This is a genomic window from Streptomyces niphimycinicus (assembly GCF_018883605.1).
Classification (GTDB): domain Bacteria; phylum Actinomycetota; class Actinomycetes; order Streptomycetales; family Streptomycetaceae; genus Streptomyces; species Streptomyces niphimycinicus.
In genome coordinates this window covers 1-938 of sequence record NZ_JAHLEM010001076.1, presented here as the reverse complement: position 1 = coordinate 938, position 938 = coordinate 1, and the positions used below count along the sequence as shown (strand labels likewise).

Annotated in this window: 2 protein-coding genes; one reads left to right on the top strand and one right to left on the bottom strand. The window is 70.7% G+C overall.

Annotation, left to right across the window (positions count from 1 at the left end):
• Positions 1–50: 50 nt before the first annotated feature.
• Entirely contained in the window at positions 51–599 is a 549-nt protein-coding gene (locus tag KN815_RS47630; protein WP_372458656.1) for a carboxymuconolactone decarboxylase family protein, read from the bottom strand.
• 47 nt (positions 600–646) lie between these two features.
• Here KN815_RS47630 and KN815_RS47625 point away from each other — a divergent pair.
• The coding region (locus tag KN815_RS47625) for a GntR family transcriptional regulator (protein WP_216347996.1) at positions 647–938 on the top strand (292 nt) is incomplete at its 3' end.

Sequence of the window (938 nt, the reverse complement as noted above, 5' to 3'; positions counted from 1 at the left end):
ATCATGTGGGTCCTGTGGGGAGCGGCGGTGCCGCTCCCCACAGCCCGTTCTCAGCCCTGCCCCGGCACCTTGCGGGTGGTCACCGCGATCCGGTTCCAGGAGTTGATCGTGAAGATGAGGGCGATGAGCTGGGCCAGCTCCCGCTCCTCGAAGTGCCGGGCGGCCCACTCGTAGACCTCGTCCGGGACGCCGCCCGGCAGCAGTGTGACCGCCTCGGTGAGCGCCAGGGCGGCCTGCTCCCGCTCGGTGTAGAACCCGCCCTTACCGGCCTCCTCCCAGACCCCGACCAGGGCGATGCGCTCGTTGCTCTCGCCCGCCTTATGGGCGTCGGTGGTGTGCATATGGAGGCAGTAGGCGCAGTTGTTGAGCTGGGAGGAGCGGATCTGCACCAGCTCCACCAGGGCCGGGTCCAGGCCCTCGCGGGCGGCCGCGTCCAGGCTGATCAGTGCCTTGAACGCCTTGGGGGCGGCCTTCGCGAAGTCGACCCGTCCGGTCTGCCGCACCGTCGTCGCCGTCTCTTCCGGCATCGCCGTGGTCGCCGTCTGTTCCGTCATCGCCGTGGTCGTCGTCTGTGCCGTCGTCGCTGTCGTAGTCGTCATGGGAATGAAATTAGGCCGCTAAGCGACCCTCTGTAAGGTGCATTTCCATGGCGGATTCATGGGTCAATTCGGCGGAGATCCTCGGCAGTGACCTCCATCTGGAGCTGACCCGCGCGGGCAGCCGCCGGACCGCCCTGATGGCCGCGCTGCGGGAGGCCATCCGCGACGGCCGGCTCGCCCCGGACACCCGGCTGCCGCCTTACCGCTCCCTCGCCGCCGACCTGGGCATCGCCCGGAACACGGTCGCCGACGCCTACGCCGAGCTGGTCGCCGAGGGCTGGCTCACCGCCCGCCAGGGCTCCGGGACCCGGGTGGCGCCCCGCCCCGCACCGCCCCCGC